The sequence below is a fragment of the Sphingobium xenophagum genome, assembly GCF_031457465.1.
In the GTDB taxonomy this organism is placed as follows: Bacteria; Pseudomonadota; Alphaproteobacteria; order Sphingomonadales; family Sphingomonadaceae; genus Sphingobium; species Sphingobium xenophagum_A.
On sequence record NZ_JAVDWV010000016.1, the window covers coordinates 80307 to 97806 of the forward strand.

At 57.9% G+C, this 17500-nt stretch carries 14 protein-coding genes; 3 read left to right on the top strand and 11 right to left on the bottom strand.

All coding sequences use genetic code 11. The annotated features are described in order from the left end of the window. Positions 1–5: 5 nt before the first annotated feature. The 3 genes from J2W40_RS16500 to J2W40_RS16510 form a co-directional block, all read right to left on the bottom strand. Entirely contained in the window at positions 6–1139 is a 1134-nt protein-coding gene (locus tag J2W40_RS16500; RefSeq protein WP_310226850.1) for a sulfotransferase family protein, read from the bottom strand. Between the two features lie 75 nt (positions 1140–1214). After that, positions 1215–3458, bottom strand: a complete 2244-nt coding sequence (locus J2W40_RS16505; protein ID WP_310226852.1) for a TonB-dependent receptor — start codon at positions 3456–3458, stop codon at positions 1215–1217. Positions 3459–3909: 451 nt separating this feature from the next. Next, the gene (locus J2W40_RS16510) at positions 3910–4923 is read right to left on the bottom strand and encodes a zinc-dependent alcohol dehydrogenase (protein ID WP_310226854.1); all 1014 of its coding nucleotides are present in this window, start codon (positions 4921–4923) and stop codon (positions 3910–3912) included. Positions 4924–5012: 89 nt separating this feature from the next. On the opposite strand from J2W40_RS16510, the gene J2W40_RS16515 reads away from it, so the two are divergent. Beyond that, the gene (locus J2W40_RS16515; RefSeq protein WP_310226856.1) at positions 5013–6119 is read left to right on the top strand and encodes an NAD(P)H-dependent amine dehydrogenase family protein; all 1107 of its coding nucleotides are present in this window, start codon (positions 5013–5015) and stop codon (positions 6117–6119) included. A 3-nt stretch (positions 6120–6122) separates the two neighbouring features. Here the strand turns inward: J2W40_RS16515 and J2W40_RS16520 are convergent, their stop codons facing one another. Next, entirely contained in the window at positions 6123–6917 is a 795-nt protein-coding gene (locus J2W40_RS16520; RefSeq protein WP_310226858.1) for an SDR family NAD(P)-dependent oxidoreductase, read from the bottom strand. Positions 6918–6970: 53 nt separating this feature from the next. Then, positions 6971–7732, bottom strand: coding sequence for an SDR family NAD(P)-dependent oxidoreductase (locus tag J2W40_RS16525; protein ID WP_310226860.1), 762 nt, complete (start codon positions 7730–7732; stop codon positions 6971–6973). A 190-nt stretch (positions 7733–7922) separates the two neighbouring features. Between J2W40_RS16525 and J2W40_RS16530 the strand changes: the two genes are divergently transcribed. Continuing rightward, a complete protein-coding gene (locus J2W40_RS16530) occupies positions 7923–9533 on the top strand; it encodes a GMC family oxidoreductase (protein WP_310226862.1) in 1611 nt (536 codons plus the stop codon). 117 nt (positions 9534–9650) lie between these two features. Here the strand turns inward: J2W40_RS16530 and J2W40_RS16535 are convergent, their stop codons facing one another. The 5 genes from J2W40_RS16535 to J2W40_RS16555 form a co-directional block, all read right to left on the bottom strand. Continuing rightward, positions 9651–11873, bottom strand: a complete 2223-nt coding sequence (locus J2W40_RS16535; protein WP_310226864.1) for a TonB-dependent receptor — start codon at positions 11871–11873, stop codon at positions 9651–9653. Between the two features lie 373 nt (positions 11874–12246). Next, on the bottom strand, positions 12247–12477 hold the full coding sequence (locus tag J2W40_RS16540; RefSeq protein WP_310226866.1) for a biotin/lipoyl-containing protein: 231 nt from the start codon (positions 12475–12477) through the stop codon (positions 12247–12249). A gap of 9 nt (positions 12478–12486) precedes the next feature. Beyond that, positions 12487–13491 carry an alpha-ketoacid dehydrogenase subunit beta gene (locus J2W40_RS16545; RefSeq protein ID WP_310226868.1) on the bottom strand — a complete coding sequence of 335 codons (1005 nt, stop codon included), beginning with the start codon at positions 13489–13491 and terminating at the stop codon, positions 12487–12489. Then, positions 13488–14474, bottom strand: coding sequence for a thiamine pyrophosphate-dependent dehydrogenase E1 component subunit alpha (locus tag J2W40_RS16550; RefSeq protein WP_310226870.1), 987 nt, complete (start codon positions 14472–14474; stop codon positions 13488–13490). The genes J2W40_RS16545 and J2W40_RS16550 overlap by 4 nt, the downstream gene beginning before the upstream one ends. 150 nt (positions 14475–14624) lie before the next feature. Beyond that, entirely contained in the window at positions 14625–16037 is a 1413-nt protein-coding gene (locus tag J2W40_RS16555; RefSeq protein ID WP_310226872.1) for an MFS transporter, read from the bottom strand. A gap of 408 nt (positions 16038–16445) precedes the next feature. On the opposite strand from J2W40_RS16555, the gene J2W40_RS16560 reads away from it, so the two are divergent. After that, the gene (locus tag J2W40_RS16560) at positions 16446–16955 is read left to right on the top strand and encodes an alcohol dehydrogenase catalytic domain-containing protein (RefSeq protein ID WP_310226874.1); all 510 of its coding nucleotides are present in this window, start codon (positions 16446–16448) and stop codon (positions 16953–16955) included. Between the two features lie 201 nt (positions 16956–17156). Here the strand turns inward: J2W40_RS16560 and J2W40_RS16565 are convergent. After that, a partial coding sequence (locus J2W40_RS16565) for a transposase (protein ID WP_310226876.1) occupies positions 17157–17500 on the bottom strand: 344 nt, incomplete at its 5' end.

Here is a 17500-nt window from a genome sequence, read left to right on the forward strand (position 1 = left end):
CGCTCTTAACGCACGAAACGATCCGAATAAAACGCAAAGCGATGCTCCAACTCATCCAGCGAAATGCCCAGTTCGGAGAAATCAACTTTGCCCGTGCACTGGCGCTCTTCGGCCTGTGCAGTCCACCATGAGCGCATCCGGTTCTCGGCGGTTTCGCTGAAGGGTTCGCCAAGCCAGTCGTAGAGGCGGCGAATTTCCTCGAGCGGATCTGATTGAAAGTCCGAAAACTGGATGTCGTGGAAACGATGCTCGTTACCGGCTTCACGAAAAGCAATCAGCCGGCGGAGCGCCGCCTCCCAAAAATCGACCATATGGCATGCCATAGCCGCCAGATCGCGTTCATTGCTGAAGCCTTGTGACAGCGACAGGACCAAGGTCATGTTCGACGGTATGACTTTGGCAATATCCCGGTGCGTCATCACGAAACGGGCGTCGGGATAGACTGCGTCGATCGCCGGCAAAAATGCTGCATGGGCGGGCGTCCGAAGAAACCAGCGATTGGGCGGGCAGCGCCATTGCAACAGTTGGAGCGCGCGCTTGTGAAACTGATAGGTCGGCTCCATGTCCATCTGGAGCAGGCCTTGGTCATAACTGTTAAGCCGACCGTAGGCTTCGAACTCCTTGGAACAAAAATCCATCGACAAAAGCAAAAGGCATTCGGTGGCTGCGTCGGCCGCCATAGGAATCATAGCGCCCAGGCTAGGATATGCCGCGAGTGTAGCGTCCAGATTGGCCTGCGCTTCGGCGATCCGGGGATCGTTCGTCTGATGCTCCGCGAGCGGGGGTGGGCAGGGTTGCCGTGCCTCCCATGTCCGCAGAACGCGGCAGGCAGGGTCTTGTCCCATCATTACTCCGAGCGCGGTCGAACCAGTACGCGGTAGCCCGATGCCAAATATGGGCCTGTCGATGCGTTCGTTGGCGATCCCGGGATGGCGGCGATGCCAGTCGTCAATGTGCAGCCTGTTGAGGAGCTTGTCGGTCAACATGGCCAAGACGTGCGCTTCGCCCGTGGCATTCAGCGCTGCATCCTGGTTGAACGCCGACACGATGCGGTCGAGATTCGCGCGCACATCCGGAGCGAGTTCGGTTTGTAGCCCTGCCTGTTGCATGGCTGACTTCACGATGACGGTTGAATACAACAATCGTTCGGGTCACCGGAATTGAGGTTGTTGGAATGTGAAGGCCGGGTGGCATTGCGCCACCCGGCCGGAAGCTCAGAACTTGATTTTCACGTCGACGCCGTAAGTTTCCGGGTCACCGTAACGCACCGAGTCATACCCGGTCAGGGCTAGAGCATTGTTGCGATAGCTGACATAGCGCTTGTCGCCGATATTCTGGGCCCACACGCCGGCGCTGATTTGACTGCCGCCGATGTTATTAAAGTCCAGTCGAGCGTTGAAGATCGAATAAGGGCGAATCGCGGAGTTCTGACCTTCGGTCGGGCTACCGACCCGGCGCCCGCGGTGATAGAAGTTTCCGCTCAGCACCAGTTCGCCCATATCGTCGCTCAGCGGCAGGGTGTATGATCCGTTCAGGCCCACAGTATCCTTTGCGATATTGCCAAAGTCCGTCCCATTAAGATTGATGCCGGAGCCGACAACAAAACAGCCGGCGGGCTCGACCAGACCGAAGGTTTTGAACTTGCCCAGCGTGCGGTTGTAAAAGCCACCCAAGCGCAAGTTCTTGGTAATACCTGCATCAAGTTCGAACTCAACGCCCTTTGGCGAACCCTTGCCCGCATTAACCACATACGACGCAACCGTTCCGCAATTGGCGAGCTCCTGGAACTGCATGTCCTTGTACCACCCGCGATAGACGGCAAGGTTGGCTCGCACGAAAGCTTCTTCACCAACGCGAACGGTCGACTTGATACCAGCTTCGACATCGGTCAATTTTTCTGGACGGAAGGTCTGCAACTCAACCGGTGAGACAGACGACACCAAGTTAAGCCCCCCTGCCTTGTAACTATGCCGGCTCGCGACATAGAGCAGAAGATCTCTGCTGACCTGGTAATCGAGGCCGAGCGTCCAGCTCCAATTCTTGTACTTTTGTTCGTTGCGTACCCGTGGAGAAGGAATGAAGCCGTTGGCCGAGTTGTCTTCCACGTCCTGAATGCCGACCCGGCTGTCCCAGGTATGACGAAGACCGGCTGTGAAACTAAGGCCTTCTATGCCCATTTCGCTAAAATTGTAGGTTCCCTGTGCGAACAGCGCCTTCGAGGAGTAGCGGTCGCTCGTCCGCTGCCTGGTCGCAAGGCCTCCGAACAGCCAAGACTGCTGCTTGGTTCTGGTATTTTCCTTGGAATAGAAGCCGCCAACGATCCACTTCAGCGACCCCGTGTCTCCAGAGAGCTGCAACTCGTTGCTGATCGAGTGTTGATCCTTGTTCTGTTCCACGTCCACCAAGGGCAGGTTGGTGCTGGTCTGGCTTAGGCGTACTCTCGGCTTCTGATTAATGTATCCGAAGATATTCTTCAGCGTCATATCGCCGAAGTCGTAGCTGGTCGTATTGGTGATGATGTGAACGTCGTTGTCGTCGTTATTCCTGCCGAACGAGTAATCGATCGTGCGATCGCCCAGTTGCTTCTGCCGGTCGAACTGCGCCTGCGCAACATTTGCGGCTGGGACACCGGCGACGAAGGCGATCAGTCCGTAACCGATCTGATCGTAAAACAGCGGGTTTTGCTGCTGACGACCGTGGAAGTAGCTGTAGTATACTTCATTTCGGAACTCATCGCTTGGCGTTGCGACGAGCGACACTCGGGCGACTTCGTTGCGCTTGTTAGCCCCGTCCGGGCCGGAGAGGTTTTTGATGAAGCCATCCTGCCGCGTGATCTGGCCCGATACCCGGACGGCCAGCATACCTTCGACGAGAGGGACGTTCACCCCACCGGCGACGCGCAAGAAGTCGTAATTACCATATGAAGCGTCGGCAAATCCCGACACTTCCGTACTTTCAGCAAGGCGCGGCGTGAAGATAACCGCACCACCGGTGCTGTTCTTGCCGAACAGGGTGCCCTGCGGGCCGCGCAATATCTGCACCGACTGTAGATCGAACAGGCCACCAGCAAATGCGCGCGAGTTGACCGGTACGTCGCCGAGGTAGGTCACGACGGTGTCGTCGGAACCCTGCGCCGGGATCTGGCCGCGAAGCTGGAAGACCGGTGCTGTCGAGCCGCCAAGCGGATCGTCCGAAACGACGAGGCTGGGCGCGTTATACTGCATGTCCTTCGCGCCAAGGATCCGCTGCTTTTCGAGATCGTCAGAGCTCAGCACGGAAATCGCGACCGGAACTGACTGCAGGTTTTCATTGGTCCGGCGGGCGGTGACGATGATGTCGCCCGTCGGATCGTTGCTCGCAACGGGTTGTTGCGCACTCTGAGCGATCGCAGGCTGGCTGACGACAATCGCGCAAGTCGAAATCGAGGCGATAAGTCCTGCCTTGAGTATTTCTTTCATGGGTCCTCCCTTTATATTTTATCCAAGTTGGCCGCGAGGGACCAACTTACGCAGAACGGTAGGGGCGTTCCCCTTTACCTATCAAGCGCTCAATCATTTTGTGAATTTTAACCCGGCCGTTGTCAATCGAGCAGTCTTGAAGCATTCGCTGAATGCCAGGGGCAGCCCTGCCGTTGGTAGCGCATCGTCCCTTGTGATTTCCATGTAGAACTGTCGCAGGGAAAATGGGAAAAAACGAATAAAAAAAGAGATCTAACTATGATGGCGGTGTACGATCTGTCGTTGGATCAGGGTCATTAGAGGAGGGTGCAGCACTTGCGGAGAGCGCCGGATCACTGTCCTGCGCAATCGTCAAGACCCCATAATCACATCTATGATCACGCAATTGGCCTAGGCTGGCCGGGCCGCTTGGCAAAATGGCAAAGTAGCGGCCCGACGCAGATCGGCGGGTCTATTCGAATGTAACCAGAATCTTGGCGCTCGATGGTTGCTTGGCCACGATAAAGGCCTCGTCGAATTGTTCGAATGGGTAGGTGCCGGTGACATATGCGTCCAAAACCTCGCCATTCACGTGCGGAAGTTCCGCCAGTACATCGCGCAGTTCCTGTTCGTAGGGACCAGCGGTCGTGATCTCCAGTTCGCGCAGGATAAGTTCGCGAAAATTGATCGGAACCGGCTCGAAATAGATGGCGCCGACAACCACGCGCGAACGGAGCTTAGCCATGTTGATGACCTGATCGAGGATGCCCGGTCCTGCCGCCAAGTCATAGAAAACGTCAGTGCCGACAGTGGCCTTCGTCTTCACATTTGGACCATTTCCGTGAAGTTCAACCAGACGGGCCTCGACATCCTCGAGCTTGGGATTGATCGTCGCGTGTGCGCCCATGCGGCGGGCGAACTCCAACCGCTCGTCTGCGATGTCGATGGCAACAATATGGCTCGCGTTGCGCCGCGACAGCCAAAGAATGGCGGCAAGACCAATCGGGCCACAACCGTAAACTACGGCCTTGGTTGTCTCATCGGAATTACCCCGGTTGACGGTGTGAAGCCCTACGGCCAACGGCTCGACCAGCGCAGCCCGGCGCAAATCGAGATCGTCGGGAATAGACAGGAGGTTTTTCCCGAGAACAGCATTGCGGATCGCCACGTGGCTGGCGAAGGCTCCGTCGTGTATGCCGGCTCCGATGGTGCTGCCGTCATGAGCGGTCGGGCTGATGAAGACGCGCATGCCCGGCGTCAACGTGTCCACTTCGCTACCCACGGATTCGATGATGCCCGTTGCCTCGTGACCAAGTGCCATTGGCAGGCCGTCGTCCCGCAGCGTTCCCCATTTCACGAAATGGATGTCGCTGCCGCAAATCCCGCAAGCCGCAACTTTCACCAGCGCGTCGCGCGGCCCGCACGTCGGCATCGGCACATCGTCGATCGAGTAATTGCCTGGTGTGAGAACGCGAACTGCCTTCATGTCTTTCCCTCTCATGATGCGCGCAGCCCATACACGACTTGGCGTGCGCACGATTTTCAGTCTATCGATCGTTCGGTTCTACTGGGAGCATGGATGTGAAGCAATATCGGATGATTCAATACGGCGCGGGCGCGACAGGCAAGTTTGCGCTGCGCAGCATCCTGACTCATCCGCAACTCGAACTCATCGGTTTGGGTGTGCACAGCGATGCCAGGGTCGGCGTCGATGCCGGAGCGATATGCCGCATGCCCCTTACCGGTGTGCTTGCCAGCAACGATCTTCCGGCGCTGCTCGACCTGAAGGCAGATTGTGTGCTTTTCATGCCCTGGGATCCCTATGCTGGCGACGTGTCCGACCCAACGACCCATTCCGGCCAGCTTTTCGAGACGTTGTGCCGCTTTCTGGAAAGCGGCAAGAACGTGATCGCGTCTGCACCCAATTCGCTGGTCTATGCGCCGCATCTGGGTGCATTCACGATGGACAGGTTAGAGGCTGCATGTCGCAATGGGGGGGCGAGCTTTCTCTACGGCGGCATCTCGCCTGGTTTCGCGTCCGATCGGTTGGTGCTTGCGTTGACGCAGTGCTCGGCCCGGATTGATACAATCCACGTGCGCGAGATCATGAATTACGCCAATTATGGGGACCGCGACACGATCATGGGGCTTTATGGGTTCGGGATGGAGGCAGGCGCGTTTGATCCGTCGGGTATCCTCGAAAGCTTCCAGCGCGGGCTGGGCGGGTCTGTCGCGATGATTGCCGATGCACTCAAGGTATCGCTCGACCGGATCCAGATGGAATTCGACCATGCCCTTTCACCGCATAACGTCGAGATCGCGGCGGGGCTGGTGCGTAAGGGCACGATTGCGGCTGAGGTAATTCGCGCCAAAGGCATCGTCGGCGGCGAGCCGCGCATTGTTGCTGAGCACGTTACGAGGATCGACGACAATGCCGCGCCCGACTGGCCGCAGTTCGGCGGGGACGGCAAGGAGGGCTACCAGATCGAAGTGCGGGGCGCACCTGCGATGAAGGTGGATTTCGAACTGGGTGCGTTCGGCCGTAATCCGATGGCCGACGCGGGTTGGGCGGTGGGCGGCCATTTGACGAATTCCGTGATAGGTCTGTGCGAGGCGGAACAGGGCGTCCGCACGTTTATGGATTTGCCGCTGGCGCTGGCCGCCCATCGCATGACGGTGTGATTACTACAGGATCGTCGTAATGCCGCCACCATCGACACGCAACGCCGATCCGGTCGTCGCCGAAGCCTGTGGTGACGCGACATAGACAACCATGTTCGCGACTTCCTCCATCGAGAGCAAGTGAGGAAGGAGGTGGGTGGGGCGATGTTCGGCAATGACCTCGCGCTGGGCTTCGTCGAACGAAATGCCCTTCGCCTGCGCCAATTGCTCGACGCCGCCAGCGACAGCTTCCGTCAGCGTTGTGCCGACGACGATCGAATTGCTGGTGACTGCCGTGCCGCGCGCAGTTTCCGCAAGACCCCGGGCGACCGCCAAAATCGCAGTCTTGGTTACGCTGTATGGCAGGCGTTCGGCCCGCGTGGTCACGCCTGATTCGCTGGAGATGAAGATCAGGCGGCCATAATTCCGCTCCAGCATGCCGGGCATGTAGAAACGCGAAAGCCGTATGCCGCTCATCACGTTGGTGTCGAAGAAACGCAACCATTCGTCATCGGGGACCGTGAAGAAATCGCCATCGTCGTATATGCCGAGATTGTTCACCAGGATGTCGACCTTAGGCACTTCGGCGGTAAGCCTGTCGATGTCTTCCTTTTTGGCCAGATCGCCGACGATTCCGGTCACCTTCGCTTCGGGAAACAGCTCCGACAGTTCGGTTACGACCTTTTCGGTCACTTCCGGGCGGCGGCCGTTGACGACGATGTCGGCGCCGGCACCGGCAAGACCGACGGCGATGGCGCGGCCTATTCCGCTAGTCGATGCACTGACGAGCGCCGTTTGGCCGGTGAGGTCGATCTTCATTTCATAAGTTCCGCTTGCAGGCGGGCACGGCACGGCGTCCGGCCCGCGTTGAATTACATGTGGTCGACCATCCGGTCCGAGATGTCACGCGCGCCCATCAGCAGCGCGCCGGCGTCGATCAGGTGCTCGCTGCCGGTAATCATCGTCGAATCGTCGGACGCCAGGAACGATACCAGCTTGGCGACCTCGGCAGTGTCCATGATCACGCGCAGCGGCAGCAGGCTGGCGACCCAGTCCTGTGGCACCATTTCGGTCTGGGGCGTTTTCATCCAGCCGGGATGGACCGAGTTCACACGGATCTTTTCGGGTCCGAGCATGTGTGCAGCCGTCTTGGTGAGGCCGGTGATCGCGAACTTGGAACCGGTGTAGGCCAGCCCGCCGGACGAATGAACCCCGGCGGTCGATGAAATGTTGACGATCGAGCCAGCGCCGACACGGCGCATCGCTGGAACTGCCGCACGCATGCCGAGGAAAGTGCCACGGGCGTTCACGGCGAAAACGGCATCGAAAAGTTCCTCGGTCACATCATCGAAGGGGACCTGTTCGATCAGGGCGGCATTGTTAACGAGAATGTCGAGCTTACCGAACGCAGCCTCCGCCTCTGCTACAACCGCTTGCCATTCTTCCGATTCCGTAACGTCGAGGCGCCTGAACGTAGCGCGGCCGCCAATGCTTTCAGCGACCTCCTGTCCCAGGTCCTCCAGAACGTCGCACAACATTACGGCAGCACCTTCGCGCGCCAGATCCCGGGCGATACTTGCCCCAAGGCCCCGTGCCGATCCGGTCACGATCGCGGATTTATCCTTCAGTCGCATCCAGTTTTCCACTTTGCTTTGTGTTTGGTTTCAGCGGCCTTTTCGCAATGTTGCCTGTGGCTGCCCGACATCCCTTGCTTGCGATCAATTCTGCCAACCGTCAAATAGAAAACTTGACACCCACCCTGTTCTGCGGTGCCCTGTCGTGACACAATTTATCGGGCCGTTCAAAGGCTGCGGAGAGGTAAGAATGACATTTGACTATGTGATTGTTGGCGCAGGTTCTGCCGGTTGCGTGCTTGCAAACCGGCTTTCTGAAGACCCTGCGGTGCGCGTCGCCATTATCGAGGCTGGGCCTCGCGATTCCAATATGGCGATTCACATGCCGCGTGGCTTCCCCAAGATTTATCAGCATCCTGATTTGCTATGGCGTTACGATGCCAAGGTCGGCGGCGGCAGCAATCGTGATGAGATGTGGATTCGGGGGCGCACGCTAGGCGGATCAAGTTCGGTCAATGGCATGGTATATGTTCGCGGGCATCCGCAGGATTATGACGGCTGGCACGATGCGGGTTTGACAGAGTGGGGCTGGTCACAGATGCTGGCCGCCTTCCGGGCGATTGAGAACCATGAACTCGGCGGCGACGAAATGCGTGGGTCCGGTGGGCCGCTTGACATCTCGGTATATTCGGGCCGGAACGAACTCGCCGAAGCTTTTATCGGTGCGGCTGAAGAACTTGGTCTGCCGCGTCGCGACGACCTCAACCGAGAAGCTCGCGACGGGGCGGGATACTATTTCCGCACGATCCACCGGGGAAGCCGCAACAGCGCGGCCAAGGCCTTCCTGAAGCCGATACGCAATCGTTCGAACCTGACCGTGATTACTGACTTGACGATCGACCGGATCCTCTTCGATGGCCATCGTGCGGTCGCGGTTGCCGGCCAGCGAGATGGAGAGGAGGCCAAGATCGGCGGGCGCGAGATCGTCTTGAGTGCGGGCGTCCTTAACTCACCTCTCTTGCTACAGCGTTCAGGCGTGGGACCTGCAGATTTGCTGCGACGCCACGGGATTCCGATCGTAGCCGACCGGCGCGAGGTCGGCAAGAACTTGCGCGATCATCGAGGCACGATCGGCATCCAACTGCGCGTCAACCGTGGCAGCCTTAACCGGGAGTTTTCAGGACCACGTCTGATTGCCAATGTGTTGCGGCAACAACTGCTGGGGAAGGGGCCGCTCGCCGACGCAGCCTTCGAGGCCGGAGCCTACTTCCGCACCAGGCCCGAACTCGATCGACCGGACGGACAGCTGTTCATGGGAGCGTTCTCGGTCGACGGCACCAAATCGTTCACCGAAACAGTTTTGGAACGCGACCACGGCATGATGATTGGCGGATATATATTGCGCCCTCACAGTGCCGGCAGCATCGAGATATCGTCCCAGAATGCCTTCAAAGATCCCTTGATCGAAGCCAATGTCCTTGGCGATCCGCGCGACCATCAACCCGCGATAGACGCCCTCAAATTCGCGCGCCGACTTACCGGCACGAATGCACTGCGGCGCTTGGGGGCCAAAGAGACGGCTCCCGCCATCGATTTTGCCAATGACGAGGAAATGCTGAACTATATCCGCCAGACATCGCAGCCCGGCATCCACGCTACAGGAACATGCCGCATGGGCGTCGATGCTGACGCGGTGCTGGACGGTCGCTTGCGCGTAAAGGGTGTCGAGGGCCTTCGTGTGGTCGATTGCTCGGCAATGCCAACCCAAGTTTCGGGAAATACAAACGGTCCTGCGATGGCCTTCGGTTATCGTGCTGCCGAATTACTTCTGGAAGATCAGAAGGCGGTGCTGACGGGCTAAAAGACTGTGGCAGGTGAGCGAGGCGTTCCTCGTGCCAATACTTCGCAAAACTTAAAAAGGCCGGCAGACTTATCGTCTGCCGGCCTTTTCGATGACCCGATTATAGGTACTGGCGGTTCAGAATGCGATCTTGCCGACGACGCCGAAGGTGCGAGGATCGCCGAACTGCCAGACATCGTAACCTGCACCCAGCGCGACGTTGCGCGAGATGCCATAAATCTTGCCTGTGAGGTTCTGTACGTAGGCACCCAGGCTGAACCCGGAACCGCCGATGTTGTTGAAATCGACGCGTGCGTTGTAGATGGTATAACCAGGCATAGGCGACATGAAGCTGAGCAGGTCGTTGCCGAGCCGCTTGCTGCGGTAATACATGTTACCGTTGAGCTGGATCTCGCCGCCCTGGTCGTCGATGGGGATAGAATAAGTCGCGTTCAGGCCCACCGTGTCCTTGGAAATATTGCCAAAGTTCTGGCCGGAAATGTCCGGCACGGCCGCGATCGTGCAGCCCGACACCGTGGGTACCACGAACTCGTCGTACTTGCCGAGCGTGCGGTTATAGAAACCGTTAACTCGCAGAGCCGGCGTCAGGCGTGCCTCAAGCTCGAATTCCAGACCTTTGGGCGAACCCTTGCCAGCATTTATGATGAGTGAGGTTTGGCCCTCTGCGCCACCGCAGAAACCGGTCACTTGGGTATGGATATTCTTGTACCAGCCGCGATAGAGCGCAACGCTGCTGCGAACGGGCACCGAACCAACCTTGCTATCAAGCTTGGCGCCGATTTCGATGTCGGTCAGCTTCTCCGGAGCATAAACAAGGCTGGACGCCGGCAACAGCGGAGAAATCAGGTTGAAGCCCCCCGCCTTATAGCTGTGGCGGCTGGCGACGTAGAGCAGCAGATCGTCATTGACCTGGTAGTCGAGGCCGAGCGTCCAGCTCCAGTTTTCACCCTTTGTCGTCAACGGGACGGGCACGTTCTGTTCGTTTGAACCGACGCGCTTGTCCCAGCTGTGCCGTAGGCCAGCGGTAAACTTTACCCCCGCAAGGCCGAGGTTTGTAAAGTCATAGGTTCCTTGCGCGAACAGCGCTTTCGAAGTGTATTTTTCAATCGAGTTCGAAAATGTGTTTACGGTTGGGGAGAAAATGCGGGCTGCCTGGTCCACTTCGTTCGTCTGTTTCGAGTAGAATCCCCCGACGATCCAGTTCAAGGCATCGTCGAACGACTTACCGAACAGCTGCAGTTCGTTGCTGAATTGATAGAGCAGGCGATTTTGTGCGACGTCTACGTAGTTGAACTCGATCGCTGGCTGATTCTGCCGCATATACATTCGAGTTTTACTGTAACCAGTCGTATTCTTCAGCGTCATCTCGCCCAATTTCAGCGTAGATGTATTGCCAATCAGATAGCTTTTGTTGTCGTCAATGTTGGGCGAGATGGCTTCGGACATCGAAAAGCGGCGAGGACCAAGCTGTTCTTGCAACGCCAGTGCATCCACGACGGTTGGGATGAAGGTGGCAAACCCGTTTATGCCACGCAGGATGTTAGGGTTCTGCCGCTGGCGTCCGTTGAAATAAGTGAAGATAGTCTCGTTCGAGAAATTGCCTTCTGGCGTAAAGCTGACCATCGCGCGGCCTGCCTGCCAGTGCTTGTCGTTGCCGTCCGGGCCGGCAATATTGTCGACAAAGCCGCGCTGGTCAGTCACCTGTCCTGACAAGCGGACGGCAAGCGTATCTTCGATCAGCGGAACGTTCAGTGCCCCGGTGAATTGCTTCAGGTTGTAATAGCCGAAGGTGGCTTCAGCAAAGCCCTTGACCTCGTCGGCCGTTGCCTTTTGTGGCGAGAAAAGAAGGCCGCCGCCGGTGCTGTTCTTGCCGAAAAGCGTCCCTTGCGGACCGCGGATGACCTGCACCGACGCAAGATCGAAAATGCCGGCGGCCACGACACGTGCATCCACCGGAACATCAGCAAAATAGGTGACGACGGTATTGTCGGTACCCAACGGCGAAGTCTGACCGCGAAGCTGGACAATCGGAGTGCTCGACCCGCCAAGAGGGTCGGGTGTTATAACAAGGCTGGGCGCGTTGAACTGCAGATCGCGGGTCGTCGTGATATTGCGCCGCGACAATTCATCGCCCGACACGACCGACGCTGCAACAGGCACATCCTGAAGATTTTCGTCCGTGCGCCGCGCCGTCACGATGATGTCCTCAAAGCCGCTGTTGGCAACCTGAGCGTCTGCCGCCGGGACATCATTCGCGACACCCTGAGCGGAAGCGGGCCGAGCGGAAATCAGTGAAGCGAGCGCGACGGAACAATATAGAATATTAGCATTAAACTTCATTGTGAACTCTCGTCTAAAATAAGATCTGACATTTAATCCAGTAGCGATATCGTGCCGTCACATGCTCAGCGCGAGCGCAGTCTATCGTCACATCAGCATACCGGTCGATATGTCGCGTACTTTTCGGATAGCAGTACGATTTTAAGCTATGAAAAACCCTGGTTTCATTATCGACTGGCGTCAGCCGAAAACGCCTGAACGCAAATACCCAAGCACGACAGGAGCCGATCTGGCAATTGAGAATCTGGGCACCTGAGAATGCATCCAGATTGTGATTGCTTTCATGCCACGCGCAGGCGTTCAGCTGTGCTCAATTCAGCGTGGCGGTGCTTTGCAATAAAAGCTGCGCGCTGCTGACGCTCATGATCCTCGTTCACTCGATCAAGGCGAGGACCGTACCGACCTGATAGACTTCGCCCGCCTGTTTCAGGATGCGGAGGGTTCCTGAACCCGGGCTTTCGACTTCGTTGGTTGATTTGTCGCTTTCCAGAGAGAATAGTGCCTGACCCCCGGTAACGGTTTCGCCGTCACCAATGAGCCATTCGGCCAGTTGACCCTCGTTCATGGAAAATCCAAGCTTGGGCAGAAGTACTTCGATGGCCATGGGTTACCCTCAGCTATTGTAAAGCGAAATTGCCCGCTCAGCTATCTTTGCCGCGTTGGGCGCGAATGCATCTTCGAGCGGTTTCGAAAACGGCACGGGTGCATAAGGCGCGCCTAGACGGTCGACAGGAGCCTTCAATTTCCCGAAAAACTCGGTGTGCAAGGTTGCTGCGATCTCCGCGCCGACCCCAAATTGGGTCACCGCCTCATGTGTGATAAGACAGCGTCCCGTCTTGGCGACCGACGCGAAGACCGTTTGCCGGTCCCAAGGCGAGATCGTGCGCAGATCGATGACTTCCGCCGACACGCCAGCTTGCTCGATTTGCTGGGCGGCTGCCATCGCTTCGTTGACGATGCGCGAATAAGTGATGATCGTGAGGTCGCTGCCTTCCTTGATGATTTTTGCTTTACCCAGCGGTACGACGGAGCCACTTTCGGGGATGTCTCCGGTCTGCCAATATCCGGGCAGATTTTCGATGAAGATGACCGGATCGGCATCGTTGATCGCGGCGCGCATCAAGCCGTAGGCATCGGCAGGATTGGAAGGGGCGACAACCTTCAGTCCCGCCGTGTGGGCAAACCATGCCTCGAGATAGTCGGAATGCTGTCCGCCCGACGCAAAGCCCGTGCCGGTCATCGTGCGGATCACGATCGGAACATTGGTTTGTCCGCCAGACATGTAGCGCAGCTTTGCGGCATGGTTGACAATCATGTCCATGGCGATGGTCGTGAAGTTCATCAGCATGATTTCGGCGACTGGTTTGTAGCCTGCCAGGCTGACTCCGATTGCGGCTCCTATGATCGCCTGTTCGGAGATCGGTGTGGATCGGACGCGCTGTTCACCGAACCGCGACGACAGGCCCTTGGTAACGCCGACAATTCCGCCGTCCTCGGGGTCTGCTACGTCTTCACCCAGCACCAGGACCGCATCGTCGGCCTCCATCGCGTCCGCCAACGCACGGTTGATCGCTTCGAGGATGGTGATCTGGCCGCCATTGGCCTTGGCGTTCGTCATGCCGCGTCTCCCTCACCGTAAACATCGGTCGTCAGTTCCCCGAGTTCGGGGAAGGGCGAGGCTAGTGCGAATTCCACCGCCGCATCGATCTGCCGTTCGATGTCGGCCTCGATCGCGGTGAGTTCGTCTTCAGTCGCAATACCGTCGGCCACCAGACGGCTTCGGAATATTGGAACCGGGTCGTTCGCCATCGCAGCCTGCTTCTGCGCCTTGTCCATATATGCGTCGGCATCGCCGAAAACGTGGCCGTGAAACCGGAAAGTCATCGCTTCAATCAGCGTGGGTCCGTCACCGGCGCGAGCACGCGCAACGGCTTCTCGAGCCGCGGCGAGCATTGCGATCGGATCGTTGCCATCTACGTGGATACCCGGCATGTCGTAAGCGGTCGCCCGGTCCGCGATCCTTCTGACAGATGTCGCCTTGGCATAAGCCGTGTGCTCTCCGTAGAGATTGTTCTGGCACAGAAAAATGACCGGCAGTTTCCAGACCGAGGCCAGGTTCAGGCTTTCATGGAATGCGCCGATATTGGACGCTCCATCACCGAAGGTGGCAACCGTGACCCGGCCGTCGCCGGATAATTGCGATGCCCAGCCAAGGCCGTTCGCAATCGGCATGGAGGATCCTACGATGCCGGTCGTGACCATGATGCCCTTTTTGGGATATGTCAGGTGCATGGGCCCGCCCTTGCCCTTGCAGGTGCCGTCGACGCGTCCGGCAATTTCCGCCCATAGGTCATTAAGCGGCATACCCTTGGCGAGCATGTCATGAATACCGCGATAGATCGTGACCCAGTAATCGTCGTCCGACAATGCGGTCGCCATCGCGGCGGGGATTATCTCCTGGCCGCGATAGCTGTAGTACGGCATCATAAGGCGACCAGTCATGATAACCTTGCGGCTTCGCTCGTCATTTGCCTTGAGAAGGGCGGCCTTCTTGTAGATCTCCAGATGGATCGCGCTGTCTGGCGCTTCGCCCGTCGTCATGCCTATGCCCCTTAATTCTGCAAGCGTATCAGGAGGAGGCGCCATTGCCAGCGCTCCTCTCTTATTATGGGTAAGTTGCCCGGTTGGCCGCTCCCTGTCGAGCAAGCCGCATCATCCATCCTATTTCTGATTGTTTGTCCTTGGCGGCATTCAGACTGCTTGATCGTCTGCCGGTCGATAGTGCGATATGGAACTAGCGATCAGTGCAATAAGCAGCCCGCTGATGGCGACAGCGCAAAAGATGCCAATATAACCTGCTTCAGTCGGGTAACTGCGTCCGTTCGGCGAAGGCATGACCGACATGGCCATCAACATCGCGACCACCTGAGCCCCCACAGCAGAGGCAAGGCGCATCGTGACCATCGCCAACCCGGTGGCCTCTCCTGCTCGGTCGGCAGGGCTGAATTTAAGCACGAGATTAGGAATGGATGCGAGCAATGTGGCACCACCTGATGCGGCAAAAACGGCCGTGGTCATCACCTGCCAAGGCGTGTCTCGAATGAAGATCATCGAGAACCACGCTGCTGCGCAGAGCAAGGCTCCAAGTTGGATGACGCGGTGTCCGCCTATCCGTCCGCACATCCAACCGGCGAACATAGCCGCGAAGAGGGAGGCAACATTGGATGGCAGCTTCAACAGGCCAGCCACCGTGGCGCTTAGGCCCAAGCCCACTCCGCTTGCCACTGGTTGCTGCAGATATTGCATCATGACGATCGGGAACTGCATAACGCCAAGGCCAGCGATGGCGAAACTGAGGTTGCCGATCAGGATGGGCCGCTCGGTCAGGAGCCGGACCTGGATGAGTGGTTGGGGGTGAAACCATTCAGCCCGCCACCACCAGCCCAGCAGCAGGGCACCGATTGCTCCGAGAAATAAGGTCGGCGGCTCGATTGACCCGGACCCGAAAGCCGTTCCGGTGGCATAAAGCGTGGTTGCAAGACCTGCCGGCAACAGCGTCGCCCCCAGCCAGTCAATGCGCTTGTCGGTGGAAACGCCCGGAAACCTTGGGACAAAGGCCAGGAACAGCGCGATGCAGATCAGGCCATAGAAAAACGTAAACCAAAAGATCATGCGCCAGTCGCCAAGGTCGGAGATATATCCGCCAAGGACGAATCCACCAGCGGCAGAAATCGTTACGCCGCCGGTCAGTGTCCCAATCCAGAACGGAAGTTCCTTGCTCGGTGCAGTTTGTTTTGCGATCGCATAGGCCAGCGGCAGGATCGCACCCGACAGACCCTGCAAACCGCGGCCGACGATCAGCAGTTCGATACTGTGGCTAAGTGCGCTGAGCAGCGAGCCCGAGACAGACAACACGAGCAGGATCGGTATTATGCGCGCATGGCCCCAGATGTCGCCCAGCCGCGCGCCAATCGCGGCGGTGCTGCCCTGAACGAGCAGGAAGGCCGTCATTGTCCAGCCTGCGGCGGAAAAGCCGAATTCCTCTCCGATCAGAGGAAATGCGGCGATCATCATCACATGCTCGAAACTGCTGAGCACTTCGACCAGCACCAGCACGGCCATCACCAGCAGAAAACGTTTCCTTGTTAGCGACACCGTAGGCATATTCAGCACTGCTCCTATTATCCCGCCGCGGTTTGCGTGCGAGCTTTCGTCTATCGGGGCTTCAAGACTGGTCGTTGCACCGAGATTGTTTTGTCGCTGGTTTAGCCGGATTATGTGCCAGTGATGCGTTTTTCAAACTATCGGTTGGCCAACTTCCTTGCAAGGTGGAATTACCGCACATCACGCTCTCAAAAATCTATCGCTTGACCGGTGAACTTGGTCGTATCACTCTCTGCTCCATGCGGCAGCAGTAATGCCATTCAGGCGAGGTACCAAGACGAGCTGAATGAGCGGGAATCCATACAAGGCGGCATTATTCCGGGGGGTGGGCAAGGTCGACGTCGTCGAAATGCCGTATCCCGATTGCGGCCATGACGAAGTGATCGTGCGCAATGTCTTTACCGGGATATGTGGTCCGACATCTATGCATTCCGGAAGTACGGCCCGGAAAGTTTCATCTGGATCGACGAGGAGTTCGGTCACGAAGCGATCAGCGAAGTGGTCGAGGTCGGGGGGGATGTCACTGGATTGAGCGTGGGCGATCGTGTCTTCGTCAACCAGGAGAAGGCGTTTCGCGATCCGCGACGCATGTCTGCTACTGGCGGATTCTCGAACTACCTTCGAATCCCGCAATGCGAGGCGGGATACAGTCTGCTGCCAATGGACAACGATCTTCCGTTGCGCGCGGCGGTGCTTTTCGAGCCATTCGTAATCAGCACGCGCGGCGTTAATGCACTGCGCCCGCAACCGTCAGATCGGGCCATCGTGTTCGGCGCAGACATCATTGGGATCACCAGTGCGATCATGCTCGACTGGCATGGTTGCGAGCTTGTGATGGTTTGCGACTATTCGGAATATCGGCTGGCGAATGCCGGCATCTCGGCTTCGCAACCTGCAACCTTGCTACGGAAGACCTGAAGAAAAAGGCCTTTGCGACCTTCGGATCGCGCCCCGGCTACTCCGAGAAAATGTGGGGCGCGGCTGTATGTCGGTGCCGTGGGGATGAAGTTGGTCCTCGAAAACTTCATGATGCTGGGATGCTGGCGCCGCGCAATGGTGAGATCACGGTAATCGGCGTGCACAAGGAGCCGGTGTCACTCGACTACACACAAGTCGCGTTTAGGGTCCGGACTCACTACAGCCACCAGATGACGGCAGCGGCGAAGCGATGGCGCCCATGAATTTTTTGATGTTGCGATCGAAGCGGGTGGCGATGCGCCGCCAGTCTTTGAAGCGGCAGAACATGCGCTCGACGACGTTGCGCTGCTTGTAGATAGCGCGGTTATAATCATACTGGATTTTGCGGTTCTTGCGGGGTGGAATGACGGGCTCGGTGCCGCGCTCGACCAGCCATTCTCGCAGCGCCTGGCTGTCGTAGCCTTTGTCGGCGACCAGTTCGGCAGACGGCGGCATTGCCTCGATACAGAGCTTGGCGACCTTGCAATCGTGCACGTTTCCGGGCG